The 17703-nt window shown below is 66.0% G+C and carries 14 protein-coding genes; 5 read left to right on the plus strand and 9 right to left on the minus strand.

Annotated features, from left to right (window positions below):
• Window positions 1-359, minus strand: a 359-nt coding sequence (locus BSZ14_RS17225) for a GcrA family cell cycle regulator (RefSeq protein ID WP_274533670.1), incomplete at its 3' end; no start/stop codon positions are given.
• An 88-nt stretch (window positions 360-447) separates the two neighbouring features.
• Between BSZ14_RS17225 and BSZ14_RS17230 the strand changes: the two genes are divergently transcribed.
• From BSZ14_RS17230 to queE, 3 genes are all read left to right on the plus strand, one after another.
• Window positions 448-1299, plus strand: a complete 852-nt coding sequence (locus BSZ14_RS17230) for an ABC transporter permease (RefSeq protein ID WP_042484440.1) — start codon at window positions 448-450, stop codon at window positions 1297-1299.
• A 199-nt stretch (window positions 1300-1498) separates the two neighbouring features.
• Window positions 1499-2194 (plus strand): 7-cyano-7-deazaguanine synthase QueC, encoded by a 696-nt coding sequence (gene queC, locus BSZ14_RS17235; RefSeq protein ID WP_076711846.1) that lies wholly within the window; start codon window positions 1499-1501, stop codon window positions 2192-2194.
• 4 nt (window positions 2195-2198) lie between these two features.
• Window positions 2199-2831 carry a 7-carboxy-7-deazaguanine synthase gene (gene queE, locus BSZ14_RS17240; RefSeq protein ID WP_076711847.1) on the plus strand — a complete coding sequence of 211 codons (633 nt, stop codon included), beginning with the start codon at window positions 2199-2201 and terminating at the stop codon, window positions 2829-2831.
• A gap of 139 nt (window positions 2832-2970) precedes the next feature.
• Here the strand turns inward: queE and BSZ14_RS17245 are convergent, their stop codons facing one another.
• The 7 genes from BSZ14_RS17245 to BSZ14_RS17270 all read right to left on the minus strand — a co-directional run bounded on the left by BSZ14_RS17245 (window position 2971) and on the right by BSZ14_RS17270 (window position 13985).
• The gene (locus BSZ14_RS17245; RefSeq protein ID WP_042484424.1) at window positions 2971-3768 is read right to left on the minus strand and encodes a LytR/AlgR family response regulator transcription factor; all 798 of its coding nucleotides are present in this window, start codon (window positions 3766-3768) and stop codon (window positions 2971-2973) included.
• Entirely contained in the window at window positions 3765-4904 is a 1140-nt protein-coding gene (locus tag BSZ14_RS17250) for a sensor histidine kinase (protein WP_172839688.1), read from the minus strand. The genes BSZ14_RS17245 and BSZ14_RS17250 overlap by 4 nt, the downstream gene beginning before the upstream one ends.
• Before the next feature lie 104 nt (window positions 4905-5008).
• Window positions 5009-8356: a TonB-dependent receptor gene (locus BSZ14_RS17255; protein ID WP_076711848.1), complete on the minus strand. Its 3348-nt coding sequence runs from the start codon at window positions 8354-8356 to the stop codon at window positions 5009-5011.
• Window positions 8357-8675: 319 nt separating this feature from the next.
• On the minus strand, window positions 8676-10808 hold the full coding sequence (ligA, locus tag BSZ14_RS17260) for an NAD-dependent DNA ligase LigA (protein ID WP_241823814.1): 2133 nt from the start codon (window positions 10806-10808) through the stop codon (window positions 8676-8678).
• A gap of 65 nt (window positions 10809-10873) precedes the next feature.
• Window positions 10874-11047: a hypothetical protein gene (locus tag BSZ14_RS19460; protein WP_158069228.1), complete on the minus strand. Its 174-nt coding sequence runs from the start codon at window positions 11045-11047 to the stop codon at window positions 10874-10876.
• Window positions 11048-11167: 120 nt separating this feature from the next.
• Entirely contained in the window at window positions 11168-12829 is a 1662-nt protein-coding gene (recN, locus tag BSZ14_RS17265) for a DNA repair protein RecN (RefSeq protein ID WP_076711849.1), read from the minus strand.
• A gap of 217 nt (window positions 12830-13046) precedes the next feature.
• Window positions 13047-13985: an outer membrane protein assembly factor BamD gene (locus BSZ14_RS17270; RefSeq protein WP_076711850.1), complete on the minus strand. Its 939-nt coding sequence runs from the start codon at window positions 13983-13985 to the stop codon at window positions 13047-13049.
• Window positions 13986-14180: 195 nt separating this feature from the next.
• Between BSZ14_RS17270 and BSZ14_RS17275 the strand changes: the two genes are divergently transcribed.
• Window positions 14181-15005, plus strand: a complete 825-nt coding sequence (locus tag BSZ14_RS17275) for a phosphoheptose isomerase (RefSeq protein WP_076711851.1) — start codon at window positions 14181-14183, stop codon at window positions 15003-15005.
• A gap of 55 nt (window positions 15006-15060) precedes the next feature.
• Here BSZ14_RS17275 and BSZ14_RS17280 read toward each other — a convergent pair whose 3' ends face one another.
• Entirely contained in the window at window positions 15061-16509 is a 1449-nt protein-coding gene (locus BSZ14_RS17280; protein WP_083748323.1) for a S41 family peptidase, read from the minus strand.
• A gap of 205 nt (window positions 16510-16714) precedes the next feature.
• On the opposite strand from BSZ14_RS17280, the gene BSZ14_RS17285 reads away from it, so the two are divergent.
• A partial coding sequence (locus BSZ14_RS17285) for a glycosyltransferase (protein ID WP_076711852.1) occupies window positions 16715-17703 on the plus strand: 989 nt, incomplete at its 3' end.

The raw sequence follows: 17703 nt of genomic DNA on the forward strand, positions 1-17703 counted from the left end.
CGGACGAAGCCACCCGGGCCGACCGACCGCAGGATCGGCTGCGGCTCGCGCGCCTTGGCGGGTTCCGCTTCGACTTCGGCGTCCGGCTCGTCTTCGGCAACGAAGGGCGAGGGCTCCGGCTCCGGTTCCGGCGCGGGAGGCGGCGGCGGGGCGGCCGCGACCACCGGCTCGGCAGCAGGGGCGGCGGCGGGTTCATTGGCCTTCACCGGCGACGGACGCGCCTGAAGACCCAGGCGGTGCGCCTTGCCGATTACCGCGTTGCGGCTGACCCCGCCCAGTGCTTCGGCGATCTGGCTGGCGGTCTGACCCGCTTCCCACATCGTCCTGAGCGTATCGATCCGCTCATCGGTCCACGACATTCGAAACCCTTCCTCACTTCAATCATCGCACCGGCCGGTCACTCTACCGGGTTGCAGGCGGCCACGGCAACGGTTACGCGCTATGGCGATGAGCAGCCAGCCCCCTATCGGCGAAATTCCCTCGGCGGTGCGCGCCGCCCCCGGTGAGCCCGTAATCCGGAACATCAACTGGGGCGGCCTCAAGACCCTCTATATCAAGGAGGTGCGCCGTTTCTTCAAGGTGCAGCTCCAGACGATCTGGGCGCCGTCGGTCACCACACTGCTTTACCTCATCATTTTCACCACCGCCCTGGGCGGCCGCCATGCCGTGCCGGTCGCGGGGATGCAGGTGCCGTTCGCCGATTTCATCGCGCCGGGCCTGATCGTGATGGGCATGATGAACAATGCCTTCGCCAATGCCAGCTTCTCGCTGCTGGTCGGCAAGATCCAGGGCACGATCGTCGATTATCTCATGCCGCCGCTCTCTACCGCTGAACTGCTGGCCGCGCTGGTCGGCGGGGCGGTGACGCGCGCCGTGCTGGTCGGGGTGACGGTGTGGGCGGCGATGGCGATCTGGCCGGGCGTGCATGTGACGCCGCACGCTTTTTTCGCCGTGCTGTGGTTCGGCCTGCTCGGCTCGGTCTTCCTGGCGTTGCTGGGTGTGCTGACCTCGATCTGGGCGGAGAAGTTCGATCATGCGGCGGCCGTCACCAATTTCGTCGTCGTGCCGCTGTCGCTGCTGTCGGGTACCTTCTATTCGGTCGATGGTCTGGCCCCGGCGTTCCGCGCGATCAGCCATGCCAACCCGTTCTTCTATGTCATCTCGGGCTTCCGCTACGGCTTTCTCGGGCTGGCCGACTCGCCGGTGACGCTGGGCGGGTTCGTCGTGCTGGGCATCGACATCGTGATGGCGGTCCTCTGCTATGTCCTGCTGCGCAAGGGCTGGAAGCTGAAGAACTGAAACGGATCGGCTTTTCCGTTTCTTAACCATCAGAATGTTAGACGGAGGTTCTGCTTCCGTAGCGGAATTCTCCCTCGTCCGGGTCCTCAGCATGCCCGGCCAGGTCCTTGGCGGGACTGATTTTTCGGTCCCGCCCTTTCTTCGCTTGCGCAAGCCCGGCATTGCAACCACGCGTCAATGGGCGTAGCGGTCCCCCATCATGACATCTTCTGCTCCCATGGCGGTCGTGCTCGTTTCGGGCGGGCTGGACTCGATGATTTCCGCTGCTTCGGCCAAGGCCGCCGGCTATCGCGTACTCGCGCTCTCGGTCGATTATAACCAACGGCACAAGGTCGAACTGGCCGCCGCCGCGCGAGTCGCCGAGTCGCTGGGCGCCGAGCGCCACATCGTCCTGCCGCTCGACCTGTCGGCCTTTGGCGGATCGGCACTGACCGCCGACATCGCCGTGCCCAAGGACGGCGTCCAGCCGGGCATCCCCGTCACCTATGTGCCCGCGCGCAACACGATCTTCCTCAGCCTCGCGCTCGGTTGGGCCGAGGCAGCGGGCGCGCGCGACCTGTTCATCGGCGTCAACGCGCTCGACTATTCGGGCTATCCCGATTGCCGCCCCGAATTCATCGCCGCCTTTGAAGGGCTGGCCGAGATCGCGACCAAGGCGGGCGTCGAGGGACAGCCTTTCAAGATCCACGCGCCGCTCCAGCACATGACCAAGGCCGATATCGTGCGCGAAGGCACCCGGCTGGGCGTCGATATGGGGATCAGCTGGTCCTGCTACGACCCGACGCCCGAGGGGCTGCATTGCGGCGAATGCGACAGCTGCCGCCTGCGCTCGCGCGGGTTCGAGGAAGCGGGCATCCCCGACCCCACCGCCTATGCGGTCAAGCCGCAGGGCTGAGCCGATGAGCTATGCCGTCAAGGAAATGTTCCTGACGCTCCAGGGTGAGGGCGTGCAGGCCGGGCGGCGTGCGGTGTTCGTGCGCTTTGCGGGCTGCAACCTCTGGTCGGGCCGCGAGCAGGACCGGGCGAGCGCGATCTGTCGCTTTTGCGATACCGATTTCGTCGGAGTCGATGGCCTGGGCGGTGGTCGCTTTGTCGATGCGGCGGCGCTGGTCGCCGCGGTCGAGGGGTTTTGGGGCGAGTCGCGCGAGGAGCGTTTCGTCGTGCTGACCGGCGGCGAGCCGATGCTCCAGGTTGACGATGCGCTGGTCGATGCGCTTCACGCGGCGGGCTTCTTCATCGCGATCGAGAGCAACGGGACGCTTGCCGCCCATCCGCGACTCGACTGGGTGTGCATCAGCCCCAAGGCGGGGTCGGAGGTCGTCCAGCGCTCGGGCCAGGAGCTGAAGCTGGTCTGGCCGCAGGCGGGGATCGACCCGGTGGAGGTCGAGAGCTGGGATTTCGCCAACCACCTGCTCCAGCCGCTTGACGACCCGCGCGCCGAGGCGAATCGCGAGGCGTGCATCGCGATGGTGATGGAGCGGCCGCGCTGGCGGTTGACGCTTCAGACGCACAAGATGCTGGGATTGCGGTAATCGTTATTCCTCCCCGGTACGGGGAGGTGGCAGGCCAAAGGCCTGACGGAGGGGGGCTTCCGCAGAGGTCGCCCTTTGCCGCTCTCCCCCTCCACCATGCTGCGCATGGTCCCCCTCCCCTTGCAGGGGAGGAATTGGCTTAGTGAACGAACCGCGCCACCACGTCGCGGTAGCTGCGCGACACCTTCACCTGCGCACCGGATTCGAGCAGCAGGAAGCATTCGCCATTCGTATGCGGCTTCACCTGCTTGACCAGGTCAAGGTTGACGATGGTGGAGCGATGCACCCGCTGGAACCGGCGCGGATCGAGCCGCTTTTCCAAATCCTTCATCGTCTCGCGCAACACCAGCGAGTTGTCGCCGGTGTTGATGACCATGTAATCGCCCGCCGCCTCGATCATCTCGATCGTGTCGACATCGACGCGGAAGATCTGGCCGCGATCCTTGATGTTGATCAGCTTCTCGAACCGGCTCGAGGCCACTTCGCCGCCCTCGCTCAGCTCGGTCACCGCGTCGGGGGCGTGCTCGGCGAGCACTTCCTTCAGCTTCTCGACCTCGCCCGCGCCACGCTTCTCGTTCAGGCGCTGGCGCACGCGGTCGAGCGTGTCGGCGAGACGCGCTTCCTCGACCGGCTTCATCAGATAGTCGACCGCCTGGGCCTCGAACGCGCGCAGGGCATGGTCCGAATAGGCGGTGACGAAGACGAACAGCGGCGGCTCGACCTCCATCAGGCCCTGGACCACCGAAAAGCCGTCGAAACCGGGCATCTGGATATCGAGGAAAACGAGGTCGGGCTTGTGCGTCTTGATCGCGCGGATCGCCTCGCGCCCGTTCGAGCAGCGCTCGATGATCTCGACGTCGTCGTGCGCCTGGAGCCGAAGCTCCATGCCCTGGATCGCCAGGGGCTCGTCGTCGACGAGGATGGTACGGATGGTCATGCGGCCTCTCTGTTCACATTCTCAAGCTGGAAGGGGATCTCGATCTCGACCGAGAAGCCTCCAGCTGGCGCGGAGCGGGATTCGAACCGATGGTCCGGGCCATAAGCCTGGGCCAGCCGTTCGCGGATATTGGACAGTCCAACGCCGGTCGAAACGCTTGAGGAATGACGGATTTCGTGCAAGCCGGGGCCGGTGTCGGATACGGCGATCCGCACCCGTTGCCCGACCAGTCGCACATCGACGCGGATTTCCGCGCCCTCTTCCTGCGGCGTGACGGCGTATTTGATAGCGTTCTCGACCAGCGGTTGCAGCAGCAGCGAGGGCAGGCGCGCGCGCTCGGCCCGCGGATCGATCTCGAAACTCGGACGCAGGCGATCCTCGAAGCGCATCTTTTCGATTTCGAGATAGAGTTTCAGCGTTTCAACCTCTTGCGCCACGGTCACATGCGCCGTGGGCTCGTTCGCCAGCGTGTAGCGGAGGAAGGCTGACAGCCGGCTTAACATCGCATTGGCCCGCTCGGTCTGTTTCAGCAGCACCAGCGTCGAGATCGAGTTCAGCGTGTTGAACAGGAAATGCGGGTTCAGCTGATAGCGCAACATCGCCAGCTGCGCGGTCGAGGCCTGCAGCTCCAGCGCACGCATCTCGTCGATCTGGCTCTCCACGATCAGATAATAGTTGATCGCGAAATACAGCGCCGACCAGCCCGCCAGCACGACGAAGGTGATGAACAGGTTGCCGATCAATAGGGTGACGGTGACGCCCGGCTGGGTCGTGGTGATGAACGAGAAGGAAAAGGCGTTGAGCGCGGCGTACAGGAACGTCGCCGCCGCCAGCGTCGCCAGCGTCAGGAACACCCCCATGATGCGCGGGATGCGCCGGTAATAGCCGTATAGCGTCGAGAGCAGCAGGGTGATGCAATAGCCCAGGATCGCCTCGATGATCACGGGGATGATCTTCTCCAGCGAAAAGCCGTTGGAGATGCCGACCACCGATCGCAGCACCAGATAGCCCGACCACCCGGCCGCCTGCAGCGTCCAGAAGGCGCGCGCCTTGTTCTCGAAAAACGGCCGCACCGACAGGGGATCGGAGGCGGGGGGCGAAGCGGGGGATGTCGCGGCGGGCGAATGACTGGCCATGGCCGGGCGACATCTACACGGCCTGTGGGGGAAGGGCAAAAAAGAAGGGCCGCCCTTCCCGAAGGAAGGACGGCCCCGCAGCCCTAAGGCGGTTGCGTTTCGCCTTAGAAGCTGAAGCGCGCGCCGATGCGGATCTGGTACAGCGATTCCTGCGACGAGATCGTGTCGGTCGGCGTCGTGTTCGGCGCCAGGTAACGATATTGGGCGCAAGCCTGACCCGAGGTGGTGGCCACCGCCGAACCCGCTGCCGTGCCGGTCGCGACCGGTGCGGTCAGGCACTGCACGCGAACCGCCGCCTGCGTGTAGGGGAAGCTGTACTGGCGCAGCTGGCCCCATTTCTTGTTCAGCAGGTTCGCGAAGTTCTCGATGTCCATGAAGACCTGGATGCGCGATGCGCCCAGACCCGTCGGGACTTCCTGCGCCAAGTGCAGATCGATTTTGGTGAACCACTTGGAATTGAACGCGTTGCGCGGCGCGATCTGGCCACGATACTTCGACAGACCCGTCGCGTTGACCAGCGCGTTGAACGTGTCGCGCGTTGCCGTGCTGTCATAGGACACGCGGGCATCGTCGAGACCGGTCGGCACGTACAGCAGGTAGCGGCTGGACGAACCGATCGTCCCGAAGACCGGGCTGCGCTGGTTCGAGGCGTCCTGCATCGTCCAGCTGTAGGGACGGCCGATGCGGGTTTCACCGAACAACGCGAAGGTAGTCTTGTAGTCGCCGAAGAAGGCGCGCTCGAAGGTCAGGTTGTACTTGATGTTGTACTTCACCTGCTCGTTCGAGATGCCATAGGCCGCACCATTCGGATCCAGGAACGCGCCGTTGCTATAGTTGGAATTGGCAGTCGACGAGGTGGCCGGGGCCTGATCCTTGATGTCTTGATAGGTGAAGCTGGCGCCCAGGTTCAGGCCCAGGTCGAACGTCTTGTCGACACGCGCCACTGCAATGTAGCTGCGGCCACGGGTCGTATTGGTCAGGATGATGTCCGAGTTGGTGTCGCCGAACGAGGTCAGCGACGCATAGCGGACGCGGCCATCCGGGGTGCGCAGCGCGGTCGGCACGACGCGCGCATCGGTGAAGAACACCTGGTTGCGCACCTTCGAGTAGAAGAAGTCGGCGCCGAAGTTGAACCCGCCCAGCACTTCCGGCGCATAGTCGAACGACAGGGTCGAACGCCACTGCGACGGCAGCTTGAAGTTGGGGCTCAGCGCATTGGTCGGCGAGGTCGACGAGATCGTGCCTGCGTTCAGATAGTTGTTCACAACCCCGGGAATCTGCGTGCCGCTGACGTTGGTCAGTGCGGCCGCGCCGACACCGGCGGGCAAGCCGGTGCCCGAATAGCTGCCGTCGTTATTCTGACGGATGTCGATGGCGTTCGACAGGAAGCCGGTGTTCGAGAAGCTGTTCGAGACATAGACGTCCGGCGAGCCGCCCGAGAAGATGCCGACGCCGCCGCGAACCGACAGGTCCTTGGTCGGGCGCAATTCGAAGCCGATACGCGGCTGGGCGATGCCGCGACCGCTGATATAGGCCGTATTGGCATAACCGAGGCGATTGAAGAACGCCTGGTTGAACGCCGGACGGCTGTGGCCGCCATAGACGTCATAGCGGATGCCGTAGTCCAGGCTGAACCAGTCGGTGATCCGCCAATTGTCCTGAATACCAAAGGCATAGGACTGATAACGGAAGCGGGCTGCGGCATCGATCGGGTTCAGGCTGGGGACCGCGTTCTGATAGCGCAGGCGCTGGGCGTTGCCCGCCTGGAAATCGGCGATCGAGTCGAAATAATAGTCGCCTGCCGAACGTTGCAGGAAGACGTTCTCGATCTTCGTATCCTGGAAATCGGCGAAGATACGCAGGTCATGATTGTCGCGGTTCAGGCGACCCTGGAGCAAGCCGCCATAGGTGCGGCTGGTCAGCGCGTTCGACTGGCGCGAGATGTCCGGGCCGAAATAGATCGAGGCATATCCGGGCGCGCAGGTGGTCGATGCATTCGATCCCGCCGAGCCGGGGTTGGAGCGATCCGAATTTGGTGCCGCGCAAACCTGGAACTGGGCGAAGCCGCGACCCAGCACCGGGTCCTGACCGCGCTTGTAATCCTTGTAGAAGGCGCGGAATTCGGTCGAGAAATCGTCCGACCAGTCGCTGTTCAACTGGAACACGCCGGTATGCAGACGGTTGCTGCCGGTATAGCCGTTCGATTCCAGGCCCAGGCTCGGTCCGGTGACCGAGGTGTTCTGGTTATAGCGGATCGAGTCCTTGGTGTAGAGATAGGTCAGCGACGCGCGCTGCGTGTCCGACAGGTTGGCGTCGATACGTGCGGTCAGACGGTCGTCGCTGTCCTGCGAATTGTTCAGGATGCCGCCGGTGTTGTAGTTGTAGCGCGACTTGGCGATGGCCGAAATCTGATCGACGACGGCATTGGTCAGCAGGCCGTTGGCGCCGCCGACATTCGGGATGACCGTGCCCGCATTGTTCTCGGCCGTGCCCTCGACGATCGGGGTGCCCGCGCGGATGCGCTCACCGGCGACCATGAAGAACAGCTTGTCCTTGATGATCGGACCCGACAGTTCGGCGCCGAAATTCTGAATCTTGAAGGGGGGCAGCGTAACGCGTCCGTCGGGGACGCCGGGACCGGCCTTGGTTTCGTTGCCGGTCAGCTTGTTCGACGAATAGGAATAGAAGCCGGTGCCGTGGAAGCTGTTGGTGCCGGACTTCAGGATGGCGTTGATCGCGCCGCCCTGGAAATTGCCTTCGCGCACGTCATAGGGCGCGACCTTCGTCTGGAACTGGCCGATGGCATCCAGCGGCACGGGGCTGCGGCGAGTCGGCAGGCCGTCGGGGTTCAGGCCGAAATTGTCGGTGATCGGCACGCCGTCGACGGAGAATCGGTTGAAGCGCGCATTCTGACCGGCGAACGAGACAGCGCGGCCCGAACCTGAGGCATAGTCCAGGCGAGCGAAGGGATCGCGGCGCATCAGGTCGCGGATGTCGCGATTCACGCTGGCGACCTTGGCGATGTCAGCGGCGGTCAGCACGGTGACCGGACCCAAGCTCTTGCTGCCCGCACCGGCGATCGACGAAGCCGTCACGACGATGTCGCCGCCCGTCTGCCCTTCGGCGGCCAGCTCGACCGGCAGTTCATAGGGAAGGCTGGTCACGGTGAAGATGTCCGTGACGCGGGTCTCGGAGTAGCCGGGAGCCGAGACGGTAACGGTGAACGGGCCACCGACGCGCAGACCGGTCGATGAGAACGAACCGTCCGCGCCCGAAACCGTCGAGGTGGTGGTGCCCGAGGGAACGTTGACGATCGTGATCGTCGCACCTGCGACCGGCGCGCCGTTGGCGGTCACGTTGCCGCGGATCGACGACGTCGTTTCCTGTGCGGCAATCGCCGCCGGAATGGCGAGCGCAACGACGGCCGCGCCCAGGAAAAGCGAATTACGCATGAGTTATAAGTCCCCTTTTCGCGCGCGAAGCGGCGCGGCCCGGCCGCTTGTGCGGCTCGGTTGAGCGTGCCCCTGCGCTACGAACATTGCCGTTATGTTACAAAGATCGGGGCGGGGACAGGGGGTGCTTCACTCCGTTCGCGGGCGTTGCAGTTTGGCAACGGTCGTGAGAGCGGTAACGGAGCTATCGCCCTATAGAGGGGCCGAATTTTCCCGAGCGCATTGCCGGGTCATCGGCCCTGACGGGGTGACCGGAAAGGTTTCTGGCCACATTGGTCCGAAGGGGATCGTGACGATGGCATCACGATCCCTCCATGTTTCAGCTTGCGGCGACGAGGTCGTTCCAGGCGGCTTCGTCGATCACCCGGATGCCCAGATCCTGCGCCTTTTTCAGCTTCGATCCGGCCCCCGGCCCGGCGATGACCAGGTCGGTCTTGGCGGACACCGAGCCGGATACGCGCGCGCCCAGTGCCTCGGCCTGCGCCTTGGCTTCGTCGCGCGACAGGGTTTCGAGCGTGCCGGTGAACACGAGCGTCTTGCCGGTCACTTCCGACTCGCGGGTCTGGTGAACGGTGTCGGCGGGCGTCACCTCGCTCAACAGGTCGTCGACGACTTCGCGGTTATGCGACTCGGCAAAGAAGTCGAGCAAGGCGTCGGCGACTTCGGGGCCGATCTGGGGCGTGTCGATGGCCGCGACGATGGCACGCTGACGGCGCAGCTCGAACTTGCGCTCGGGCTCGCCGAGTGCGGGGACGGTTTCGGCACGAACCTTGAGCGCGGCGTCGATCATCGCGCGGAACCCCGCCATCGATACGAAGCGGCGAGCGAGGTCGCGCGCGGTGATCTCGCCGACATGGCGGATGCCCAGCGCGAACAGGAAGCGCTCGAGCGATATGTCGCGCCGCGCGTCGATCGCGGCGAGCAGCTTGTCTACCACCAGCTCCGACATACGCTCGCGCTGGATCAGTGCCTCGCGATGCCGGTGGAGCCGGAAGATGTCGGCGGGCGAGGCGATCAGGCCGTCGCGGAAGAACTCCTCGACCCGGACCAGGCCGAGGCCCGTAATGTCGAAGGCGTGGCGCGAGACGAAGTGGATCAGGCGTTCGACGCGCTGCGCCGGGCAGATCAGCCCGCCGGTGCAGCGGATGACGACCTCTCCCTCCTCGCGAGTCGCCAGGCTGTCGCATTCGGGGCAATGGTCGGGGAAGATAAAGGGCTCGCGCGGCGTCTCGCGGGTCAGGTTCTCGACGATCTGCGGAATGACGTCGCCTGCGCGTTGCAGGACCACGCGGTCGCCGGGGCGGACGCCCAGCCGCTCGATCTCGTCGGCATTGTGCAGCGTGGCATTGGTGACGACGACGCCGCCGACCGTCACAGGCTCCAGCCGCGCGACGGGGGTCAGGGCACCGGTGCGGCCGACCTGGATGTCGATCTTCTCCAGCGTGGTCTGCGCGCGTTCGGCCGGGAATTTATGCGCAATCGCCCAGCGCGGCGTACGCCCGACAATGCCCAGCCGCGCCTGCCAGTCGAGCCGGTCGACCTTATAGACCACGCCGTCGATATCGAAGGGCAGGTCGGCGCGCTGCGCCTCGATGGTGCGATAGATGGCCAGCGCGGAGGCGGCATCGGGCACGCGGGCAAAGGCGTCGGCGATGGGAAAACCCCAGCGGCGCCACGCCTCGACCATGTCGAACTGGGTCTCGACCGGCACGTCGCTCGCCTCGCCCCAGCCATGGGCCAGGAAGCGCAGGGGGCGCCCGGCGGTGATGGCGGGGTTCTTCTGGCGCAGCGATCCGGCGGCGGCATTGCGCGGATTGGCGAACTGGCGCGCTTCCTTGCCCGTCTCGATGGCCTCCTGCGCCAGTCGGGCGTTGAGTGCCGCGAAATCGGCCTTGCTCATATAGACTTCGCCGCGCACCTCGAACACGCCGGGAGCGGGAATGGCCCGGGGGATGTCGGCGATGGTGCGGACATTCTCGGTCACGTCCTCGCCGATCGCGCCGTCGCCGCGGGTCAGCGCCTGGACCAGCCGCCCGTCGACATAGCGCAGCGAACAGGACAGCCCGTCGATCTTGGGCTCGGCGGTCAGGGTGACGGGCTCGTCCTCGGCCAGCTTCAGATAACGGCGGACGCGGCCGACGAAATCCTCGACCTCCTCGTCGGTGAAGGCATTGTCCAGGCTGGTCATCGGCCGGGCGTGCGGCACCTTGGCCAGATGAGCGGCGGGGGCGGCGCCGACCTGGGTGCTGGGCGAGTCGCTGCGGACCAGATGCGGGAAGGCGGCCTCGATCGCCGTGTTGCGGCGGACCAGCGCGTCATAGTCCGCGTCCGAAATCTCGGGCGCATCCTCGGTGTGATAGAGGCGATTGTGATGGGCAAGCTCGCGGGCGAGGCTGTTCAGCTCGGCGGCGGCTTCGAGATCGGTCTGGGGCAAGGTCTGGGATACGGTCACGCCGCCCGTGCTAGTCCAGCGGTGACGGGGGGATCAAGCCACTGTGGCCGAGCCGTTCACGCAAGTCAGGAAAGCGTGTCCGCCGCGCGGTGCCTGTCAGACCCCCGAGCCTGATCCGTCATCAGGCTGCGCGCCTGCTCGATATGGATCGCCACCATCGGCAGGTCGAGCTTGTCCGCCAGTGCCAGACAGGAATGGAGATGACCGGCAAGCACGGTCAAATCGTTTGTATCGGCCATCGGAGCAGCAGAGGCGAAAATATTCGACATCCGATATGTCCATCCCAATCAGGGGACAGCCCAGCCTCCCCGTCCGGTGTTGAGCATATTGGATATAAAATAACTTTCAAGATCAATCTGTCAGGATTCCAGTAACCGATCGGCCTGTGCGCGGGCTTCGTCGGTAATGGTGGCGCCGGACAGCATCCGGGCGATTTCCTCTCGTCGTTCCCCGGCGCTCAGGGCGCGCACTCCCGTGCGGGTAACGGTCCCGTCATGGCTCTTGGCGATCAGCAGATGCGCCGCGCCGCGCGCCGCCACCTGCGGACTGTGGGTGACGACCAGCAGCTGGGTGCGTCCCGCCAGCCGGTGGAGCCGGTCGCCGATCGCGGAGGCGACCGCGCCGCCGACGCCGCGATCGATCTCGTCGAAGATCATCGTCGTCGCCCCGCCTTCCTCGGCCAGCGCGACCTTCAGGGCCAGGATGAAGCGCGACAATTCGCCACCGCTGGCGATCTTCATCAGCGGCGCGAAGGGCGCGCCGGGGTTGGTCGAAATCTCGAATTCCACCCGGTCCTTGCCCGCCGCCGACCAGCCCGAGGGTTCCAGGCTGACGACGATGGTTCGGAATCGCGCAGCGTCCAGCTTCAGCGGGGCCAGTTCGCTCTTCACCGCCAGATCCAGCCGTTCGGCGGCGGCGGTGCGGGCAGCGGTGACCCTGGCGGCGGCCTTGTCATAGGCCGCGCGCGCGGTCGCGACCGCCGCTTCCAGTCGGCCGATGCCTTCCTCGCCCGCGTCCAGCCGCTCCAGCCGCCCGCGCAACTGCTCGGTCAGGTCGGCCAAGTCGTCGGGCTGGACGCGGTGCTTGCGCGCCATGCCGCGCAGCTCGAACAGCCGCGCCTCGTCCTCTTCCAGCGCGCGCGGGTCATAGGCGAGTTCGCGCTGCGCCTCGACCAGCCGTTCCTCGGCCAGCGACGCCTCGATCACCGCGCGGTCGATCGCGGCGAGCGCCTCGGCGAGCGCGGGGTGGTCCTCGCCGATCCGCTCCAGCACGCGCGCGGCCTGACGCAGCCCCGCCAGCGCGCCGTCGGAGCCTTGCAGATGCTCGTCGATCGCGCCCAGTTCGCCCGCGATCTTTTCCGACCGCTGCATCGTGCGGCGGCGGTCGGCCAGTGTCTCTTCCTCGCCGGGTTCGGGCGCGAGCTTGGTCAGTTCGGCGACCGCATGTTCCAGCCATTCGCGATCGCGCGCCGCCGTCTCGATCTCCTCGCGCGCGGCGATCAGCGCGGCTTCGGCCTCGCGATAGCGTGCCCAGGCGGCGGCGACCGCGCTCGAGTCGATCCGCCCGAAGCTGTCGAGCATCATCCGGTGCCCGCGCGGATTCAGCAGCCCGCGATCGTCATGCTGGCCGTGGATCTCGACCAGGAAGGGCGCGATCTCGCGAAGCAGGGCAGCGGAGGCGGGCTGGCTGTTGACGAAGCCCCGGCTGCCGCCATCGGCCTTGACCTGACGGCGCACGATCAAGGGCTCGCCCGGTTCGATCTCGATCCCGGCCTCGTCGAGGATGGTGGCGAGGCGGCTGTCGGGGGCAGGGGGCTCGAAACTGGCGGTCACGATCGCCTGGCCCGCGCCGTGGCGGACCAGTCCGCTGTCGCCGCGTCCGCCCAGCGCCAGCCCCAGCGCGTCGAGCAGGATCGATTTGCCCGCCCCGGTCTCGCCGGTCAGGACACCCAGGCCCCGGCCGAAATCCAGGTCCAGAGCCTCGATCAGGACGACATCACGAATGGACAGCGCGGTCAGCATGGCGCGCGATATAAAGCGAAACGGGGGCGGATGTTATCCCCCGCGGTAAAAATGATCCCGATTTGTTCGGGTGGGTCTATATTCTCTCCTCCCCGGTACGGGGAGGGGGACCAGCGAAGCTGGTGGAGGGGGATCGCCACCAGGGAGTCCCCTGGGGAGGCCCCCCTCCGTCAGGCCTGCGGCCTGCCACCTCCACGTGCCGGGGACGAAAGGGAGATCACCCCGTCGGCGAGCTGTTGTTGCCGGTCGGGGTCGGGCGGCCTGGTGCCGCCGCGCTCGGCGTGGCAGTGCTGCCACCGCCGCCGGGCAGGCCGATATTGGTCGAACCCGGCGTGCCGGTCGGCACCACGGGCTGGCCCGGCTGGATCGCGGGGATCGGCTGCACCGGATATTCGCGCATCAGCTTATAGGCGCGGTTATACCAGTCGCTGCCCGGATAATTGGCGCCCAGCACGGCGGCGGAGCGCTCCGCCTCGGGGCGGACGCCCAGCGCCAGATAGGTCTCGACCAGACGCATCAGCGCCTCGGGCGTGTGGCTGGTCGTCTGGTACTTGTCGACGACGGTGCGGAAACGCATCGACGCGGCCAGCCACTGGTGGCGGTCCTCGTAGAAGCGGCCGATCTCCATCTCCTTGCCCGCCAGGTGATCGTTGACCAGATCGACCTTCAACCGCGCATCGGCGGCATAGCGGCTGTTGGGATAGCGGCGCATCAGTTCGCCCAGCGCGTCCAGCGCCTGGCGGGTGATCTTCTGATCGCGGGTCACGTCCTGAATCTGCTCGTAATAGCCGAGCGCGATCAGATAATAGGCATAGGGCGCATCGCGATTGCCAGGATGGACCGAGATGAAACGCTGCGCCGACTGGATCGACTGGGTATAGTCGCGGCCCAGATAATAGCTGAACGCGCTCATCAGCTGCGCGCGGCGTGCCCAGATCGAATAGGGGTGCTGGCGCTCCACCTCGTCGAACAGCAGCGCCGCCTCCTTATAGCGGTGCTGGTCCAGCCGGTTCTTGGCGGCCGTGTACAACGTGCCGACGTCGCGCGCGACATAGGGCAGGTCGGTGCGGGTACGGTTGCGGGCGCAACCCGCGATCGGAAGGGCCAAAGCGGCGATCAGCGCCAGCGACAGCGCACGGGAACGGGGGTTACGCATCGCGCATGTCCTTAGCGCAGCATTGGGGCGGGGAACAGTCCTTCCCGCATGACCCGTAACGATCGCGCGCATCGAGAGACGACTTGCCATCCCGATAGCGCTCGCGGCATGGGGTTTTGACGGGCCGGGCGGCAGGGAACGCCCCCATGGCCCCGACGGTTTTGCCGTCGCCCGATCGGAAGGAATCGAACGACCATGCCCGCCACGATGCTCCACACCCACCGCGTCGAAAAGCCCTGGGGCCGCCATACGCTGTATCCCGGGTTCGAGGATGCTCCGTCCGATGGCGCCCCCATCGGCGAGGTGTGGTTCCAGGAGCCGGGCGACACCTCGCCCGACCTGCTCATCAAATATCTGTTCACCAGCGAGAAGCTGTCGGTGCAGGTCCATCCCGACGACGAACAGGCCCATGCCCGTGGCTTGCCGCGCGGCAAGGACGAATGCTGGACCATCCTGACCGCCGAGCCCGATTCGACCATCGCGCTGGGCCCCAAGGCGCCGATGACCAAGGAACAGCTCCGGGCCGACGCGCGGGACGGATCGATCGAGGCCGATCTCGACTGGGTGCCGATCAAGAAGGGCGACTTCTATTATGCGCCGTCGGGTACCATCCACGCGATCGGCGCCGGGCTGACCGTGATCGAGGTGCAGCAGAACAGCGAGACCACTTATCGCCTCTATGACTATGGCAGCGACCGCGAGCTGCATCTGGAGGACGGTGTCGATGTCGCGCATCTGACCCCGTATCAACCGATCGTCTCGCCGGGACCGGCGGGCGAGGGGCGTGACATCCTGGTCGAGGGGCCGAAATTCGTGCTCGAGCGCTGGGCGGCGGGCGAGCATGCGGTGACCCTGCCCGAGGGGCGGACCGCCTGGCTGATCCCGATCACCGGATCGGGCGAGGTCGCGGGCGTCGCGTTCCAGGCGGGCCAGTGCCTGACTGTGACCGGCGCGGAGACGGTCACGCTGTCGTCGGACGGCGACGCGCTGTTCGCCTATGCGGGCACGCAGCGGCTGTAGAAAGGTCTTCCCTCTCCCCTCTCTCTGTGAGGGGCGAGGGAAGGAAGAACACCCTTTAGAACAATCCCGGCACGTCGCGCTGGGCGACCGAGGGGCGGGCGGGCTGGAGCAGCTTGCGCGGCCCTTCGCCCGCCGCTTGCGCACTGGCGGTGGCGCTGATCGGCGTGCAGCTCTTGCCCTGCAGGAAGTCGAGCGCGGCGCGGGTCGAGGCTTCCTGCGGGTCACCCATCTTGCGGGTCAGGTCGTCGCTCGCGCGGCAGCTGGCGGGTACGACGCTGGCCAGCCCGTTATAATAATCGCCCTGCCGGTTCGCATTCTGGATGGACAGGGCGATGACGCGCAGCCGGTCGTCGCACTGGGCATTGTCGCGCGCGATCTGACCCACCGGCTTGCCATAGGTATTGGCGCCGATCAGCCCGGTATTGCTGCCCATATAGGGCAGGGTACGGTTCAGCACGAGTTCGCTGGCCGAGGCCGTACCGCCGGTGCCGATAAAGGCCAGGCGGGTGGGCACGATCGATTCGGGCTGCGGCGCGAAATAGGTCGTTTCGTTGTTCGACGACTTGCTGGGGCGGAAGGCGACATAGCCCATCACGTCCGACGTCTGGCGGTTGCCGCCCAGCAGGTTGTTGAACAGGTCGGCGATATCGATGCTGCCGCCGCCATTATAGCGCAGGTCGACGACGACCTGGGTGATGCCCTGTTGCTTGAACGAGGCGAAGGCGGCGCGCAGCTGCGGGTCGGCGGTGCTGATGAAGGTGCGCAGATTGACATAGCCATAGCGCTGGCCGTTGTCGGTGATGATCTGCGTGCCGTAGCGGGGCGATACCGGCTGGAGCGTAAAGTCCGCCTTGGTAATCGCCACGGTGCGGACATTGCCGCCCGACGAATCCGCGACGCGGAAATAGCGGGTGGTTCCCGCCGTGTCGCTGCCCAGCGCATTGTACAGGCCGTTGTTCGGATCGGCGCGGACGATGTCGGCGATCGACTGGATGTTCGAGGCGATCGTGCCGATCCCCTGGATTTCGGCACCGCGATCGATCCCGGCGGCCAGCGCGGGGCCGCCCTCCATCGATTCGGCGATCAGCAACCGCGACATCGACGCGTCGGTGGTCAGGCGCCAGCCAAAGCCCGCCGACGCCCCCGAACTGTAATACGCATTCTCCTCCTTGATCGAGGTGATATAGGTGAAGAAGCGATCCTTGCGCTGCGCCCGCGCGGTTGCGGTCAGCGCGTCGATATAGTCGCTGACCGTCGTATAAGGCGTCGGATCGAGCGAGGCGGGCAGGGTATCCGGGAACAGATACCATTCGTTCATCTGGGCCGAGACCCAGTTCTGCCGGTTGCGCAGCGAACAGCTATTGTCCACCGTGCCGGTCGCGGTGCCGCCGCCAGAGCCCCCGGTATTCGATCCGATCGTGCTGCTGCTGCCGCCACCATCGCCACAACCCGCCAAGGTCGCTGCCAAGGCCAGCAGCGTACCCAAACGTCCGAATCGGCTCATCAAAACCCCCCACCCCAAAAGCTATCGAAGGGATAGCCCATCATCACGATTGTGTCAGGACCGATCTGTCGAGTTGATGAATGGCCTGTATCTTGGCGGTGATATTTATGATCTTGTAAACCACAGTCGTGGTTCAGGTGGATGACGTCGGCGATAAGATACCGATACGCTGCGTCTTATTGCCTCGACAGGAGTATGAGGTCTCATGCTGAACGTGCTGACCCTGTCGAGCCTGTTTCCCGATGCGACGCGGCCGAATTTTGGAATCTTCGTCGAACGCCAGACCGCCGCGTTGGCGATGCGGCCCGGCATCGCCGTCCGGGTGGTCGCGCCGATCGGCCTGCCGGTCTGGCCGCTGGCGCGCTCGGCGCGGTTTCGGGCACAGGCGGCGCTGCCCTTGCGCGAGTCATGGGCGGAACTGGACGTCAGCCGGCCGCGCTTCCCGACGATCCCCGGCACGGCCGGGCGCTTCCATGTGCCGGCCTTGGCGCGCGCGCTGACTCCGGTGCTCGACCGGCTATGGGACGAAGCGCGGTTCGATGTGATCGACGCATCCTTCTTCTTCCCCGACGGCCCGGCGGCGGTCGCGCTGGGGCGGCGTTACGGCGTGCCCGTCTCGATCAAGGCGCGGGGGGCGGACATCCATCTCTGGGGCCGCGCACCCGCCACGCGGCATCAGGTCGCGCGCGCGGCGATGCGGGCCGATGGCCTGCTGGCTGTCAGTGACGCCATGGCCGACGACGTGGCGGCGCTCGGCGTCTCGCGCCACCGGATTCGCGTTCACCATACCGGCGTCGACCAAAGCCGTTTCCAGCCGATCGACCGAGAGGCCGCCAAGCAGGCGCTGGGCGTGACCGGACCGCTGGTCGTGTCGCTGGGCGCGCTGATCCCGCGAAAAGGACATGGCGTGGTGATCGATGCGGTGGCTCGACTGCCCGGCGTCACGCTGATGATCGTGGGAGAAGGGGCGGAACGCGCCACCCTGACCGCGCGCGCCGAGCGGGCGGGGATCGCCGACCGGGTACGGTTGATCGGTGCCATACCCCATGCCGAACTGCCGCCTTTGCTGGGGGCGGCGGATGTGATGGCGCTGGCCTCGGCGTCGGAAGGACTGGCCAATGCCTGGGTCGAGTCGCTCGCCTGTGGAACGCCGGTGGTCATCACCCCGGCGGGCGGGGCGGGGGATGTCGTGAC

The organism is Sphingomonas sp. Sph1(2015) (genome assembly GCF_001970915.1).
In the GTDB taxonomy this organism is placed as follows: Bacteria; Pseudomonadota; Alphaproteobacteria; order Sphingomonadales; family Sphingomonadaceae; genus Sphingomonas; species Sphingomonas parapaucimobilis.

Excerpts from the sequence above, each read along its gene's own strand:
- BSZ14_RS17250 (WP_172839688.1), bottom strand. The coding sequence starts at position 4,904 with ATGGCCAGTCATTCGCCCGCCGCGACATCCCCCGCTTCGCCCCCCGCC.
- queC (WP_076711846.1), top strand. The coding sequence starts at position 1,499 with ATGACATCTTCTGCTCCCATGGCGGTCGTGCTCGTTTCGGGCGGGCTG.
- recN (WP_076711849.1), bottom strand. The coding sequence starts at position 12,829 with ATGCTGACCGCGCTGTCCATTCGTGATGTCGTCCTGATCGAGGCTCTG.
- queE (WP_076711847.1), top strand. The coding sequence starts at position 2,199 with ATGAGCTATGCCGTCAAGGAAATGTTCCTGACGCTCCAGGGTGAGGGC.
- BSZ14_RS17270 (WP_076711850.1), bottom strand. The coding sequence starts at position 13,985 with ATGCGTAACCCCCGTTCCCGTGCGCTGTCGCTGGCGCTGATCGCCGCT.
- BSZ14_RS19460 (WP_158069228.1), bottom strand. The coding sequence starts at position 11,047 with ATGGCCGATACAAACGATTTGACCGTGCTTGCCGGTCATCTCCATTCC.
- BSZ14_RS17255 (WP_076711848.1), bottom strand. The coding sequence starts at position 8,356 with ATGCGTAATTCGCTTTTCCTGGGCGCGGCCGTCGTTGCGCTCGCCATT.
- BSZ14_RS17245 (WP_042484424.1), bottom strand. The coding sequence starts at position 3,768 with ATGACCATCCGTACCATCCTCGTCGACGACGAGCCCCTGGCGATCCAG.
- BSZ14_RS17280 (WP_083748323.1), bottom strand. The coding sequence starts at position 16,509 with ATGAGCCGATTCGGACGTTTGGGTACGCTGCTGGCCTTGGCAGCGACC.
- BSZ14_RS17230 (WP_042484440.1), top strand. The coding sequence starts at position 448 with ATGAGCAGCCAGCCCCCTATCGGCGAAATTCCCTCGGCGGTGCGCGCC.
- BSZ14_RS17275 (WP_076711851.1), top strand. The coding sequence starts at position 14,181 with ATGCCCGCCACGATGCTCCACACCCACCGCGTCGAAAAGCCCTGGGGC.